Here is a 3,085-nt window from a genome sequence, read left to right as displayed (position 1 = left end):
CGGCCTACTTCCAGCAGATTCTCGATGCCGCGCCGCAGTGGCTGCTGAGCCTCGTGGAGCGCTTCAACCTGGGCGACATGGCGGCCTGGCAGGCGCGCGTTTCGGCCATCGCGGGCCAGGCCAGCCAGCTCATCGCGAGCCAGGCGCTGGCCATCGGGCAGAACACGTTTGATTTCGTGATCAGCTTCTTCGTGATGCTGTACCTGCTGTACTTCCTGGTGCGCGACGGCTCGACGCTCTCCAGGACGATGCGCGACGCCGTGCCGCTGGCCAAGCCGCACACGCACTACCTGCTGAACAAGTTCACCACCGTGATCCGCGCCACCGTGAAGGGCAACGTGGCCGTGGCCATTGCGCAGGGCACCATCGGCGGGCTGGCGTTCTGGTTCCTCGGCGTGCAGGGCGCCCTGCTGTGGGCGGTGCTGATGGCCTTCCTGTCGCTGCTGCCGGCCGTGGGCGCCGCGCTGATCTGGGGCCCCGTGGCCATCTACTACCTGGCCACCGGGCACTTCTGGCAAGGCGGCGTGCTGATCTTCATCGGCGTGTTCGTGATCGGCCTGGTCGACAACATCCTGCGCCCCGTGCTGGTGGGCAAGGACACGCAGATGCCCGACTACATCGTGCTGATGTCGACCATCGGCGGCATGGCGATCTTCGGCATCAACGGTTTCGTGATCGGCCCGGTGATCGCGGCGCTGTTCATGGCCGCCTGGAGCCTGTTCGCGGACGCCGGCCATGTGGGCAACGGGCACGCGATCGAAGAAGCCGCAGAAGCCCCGAAGAACGGGCAGGACAAGGCCTGACAGCGCGCCGGGCCTCACTCAGGCCGCGGCGTTCGCTCCTTCTGCGTGCATTTCGCGCGCGCATTCACGCATTCCGTCGCATGACGCTGGGCACCGCCCGGCGACTGCGGGATCGTCGGGCCCTCCATCCACCACGAGGCCTGCCATGCACTTTCCGGCTTTGCTCTCCCGCCCCGCCGCGCGCGCCCTGCTTGCTGCCGCCGCGCTCGCCCCGCTCGGCGCCCTGGCCGCCGACCTGAACCTCAGCATCGCCGACGGCCCGGCCGCCGGCGCCACGCTCTACGTCGCGCTGTACAACGACGCCGCCGGCTACACCGAGAGCAAGCCCGTGGCTTCGCAGACCGGTCCGGCACGCGACGGCAAGGCCCGCTTCGTCTTCACCGACCTGGCACCGGGGCGCTACGCGCTGCGCGTGTTCGCCGACGAGAACGGCAACGCCAAGCTCGACACCAACCTCGTGGGCATGCCGATCGAACGCTACGGCTTCTCGAACGACGCCAAAGGCAACCGCGGCGCGCCCGACTTCGAGGCCGCCGCCTTCCGCGTCGAGGCCGACGCGCAGGCCGTCATCCATCTGCGCTGAGGAGCACCGCCATGGAACGACGCGAACTCCTGCGCCTGCTGGCCACAGCCGGCGCCCTGCCCCTCTTCAGCCCGCTGGCGCGTGCCGCCGGCACCCCCGACGACAACTGGCAAGCCCAGTTCGAAGCCGCCGACGCCCCGTGGAAGATCGGCTTCGCCACGCCCCCGGGCGACCTGCCGCTGACCCGCGCCACCGTGCGCGGGCGCTTCCCCGACGCCGTGGCCGGCACGCTGTTCCGCATCGGCCCGGCCGGCCACGACCTGGGCGGCGAGCGCTACCACCATTGGTTCGACGGCGACGGCATGGTCCACCGCTTCGTGATCGAGGGCGCCGACGTGCGGCACCAGGGCCGCTACGTCGCCACGCCCAAGCGCGTGGCCGAAGTGAAGGCTGGTCGCCACCTCACCGAGGCCTTCGGCACCATGCCGCCGGGCGTGGAGCCGCCCACCTCCGCCGACGCCATCAACGTCGCCAACACCAGCGTGCTGCCGATGCAGGGCGAGGTGCTGGCGCTTTGGGAAGGCGGCTCGGCCACGCGCATCGATGCGCGCACGCTCGACACGCTGGGTGTGAAGACCTGGCGCGCCGACCTCGCGGGCATGCCCTTCTCGGCCCACCCCAAGGTCGACCCGGACGGCACGGTGTGGAACTTCGGCGTGAGCTCCGGCCAAAGCCTGCTGGCGCTGTACGAGATCGCGCCCGGCGGCGCGCTGCGTCGCGCGACCGTCGTGCCGGTGCCCGAGCTGCCCATGGTCCACGACTTCGCCGTGACCTCGCGGCACCTGGTGTTTCTCATGCCGCCGCTGGTGCACGACAGCAAGCGCAAGGAGGCCGGCGCAAGCTTTCTCGACGCCCACGTCTGGCGACCCGAACTCGGCATGCGCGCGCTGGTGGTCGACAAGCAGAACTGGGAGAAGCGCCAGCTGTTCGAGCTGCCCGCCGGCTTCCTGTTCCATGTCGGCAATGCGTGGGAAGAAGACACGCCGCGCGGTGCGCGCATCCACGTCGACTACGTGCGCTCGCAGAACGCCGAGTCGGTGTTCACCAGCAATCGCGAGGTGATGCGCGCACGCCGCGTGCGCCGCAACGAGCCGCGCCTGACCGTCGCCACGCTCGACCTGGGCACCGGCAAGGCCACGCAGCGCGAACTGCCGCTGGAGGCCGAGTTCCCGCGCATCAACCCGCGCCGCGTCGGCCTGCGCCACCGCCAGGTCGTGCACGCCACGCAGACGCGCGCCAACGTGCCGGGCTTCGGCGCGGTCGCGCGCACCGATATCGAGACCGGACGCAGCCAGCGCTTCAGCTACGGCGCGCAGGCGATCGTGGAAGAGCACGTCTTCGTGCCCGACGGTGCGAAGCCGGGTTGGGTGCTGGGCACGGCGCTGGACTTCGGGCGGCAGCGGACGGTGTTGTCGTGCTTTGCTGCGGACCACGTTGCTGCAGGGCCTGTGGCTCAGGCGACGCTGCCGTATGCGCTGCCGCTGGGGCTGCACGGGGCGTTTGTGAAGGCCTGAAGTTCAGGGCGACAGCGCTCGGTGTGCTCAGGACATTGGGTGCTTCCCGCAGCGAAATCAAGGAGGGGCGGGCTCAACCCGTCGATGCAACACTTCAGCGACGAATCGAGGTGTTAATTGACGAAGAGCACAGGTCAGCGAGTTCATCCGTCGGCTGCGCAGCAGCGGGAGATATGGAATCGATG

3 protein-coding genes are annotated in these 3,085 nt (G+C 69.6%); all 3 read left to right on the top strand.

Features of this window, described 5'->3' with window-relative positions; genetic code table 11:
* Positions 1–803 (top strand): AI-2E family transporter (locus tag AAG801_RS41315; protein WP_341893671.1); only part of this gene is annotated, 803 nt, incomplete at its 5' end.
* A 145-nt stretch (positions 804–948) separates the two neighbouring features.
* Complete coding sequence (locus AAG801_RS41310) at positions 949–1,386, top strand: DUF2141 domain-containing protein (RefSeq protein ID WP_341893670.1); 438 nt, start codon at positions 949–951, stop codon at positions 1,384–1,386.
* A gap of 11 nt (positions 1,387–1,397) precedes the next feature.
* Positions 1,398–2,900, top strand: coding sequence for a carotenoid oxygenase family protein (locus tag AAG801_RS41305; protein WP_341893669.1), 1,503 nt, complete (start codon positions 1,398–1,400; stop codon positions 2,898–2,900).
* The last annotated feature ends 185 nt before the right edge of the window (positions 2,901–3,085 follow it).

Source organism: Variovorax sp. YR752 (assembly GCF_943372545.1).
This window is presented reverse-complemented; position numbering and strand designations above follow the sequence as displayed.

Coding starts and splice junctions, on each gene's coding strand:
- AAG801_RS41310 (WP_341893670.1), top strand. CDS start 949: ATGCACTTTCCGGCTTTGCTCTCCCGCCCCGCCGCGCGCGCCCTGCTT.
- AAG801_RS41305 (WP_341893669.1), top strand. CDS start 1,398: ATGGAACGACGCGAACTCCTGCGCCTGCTGGCCACAGCCGGCGCCCTG.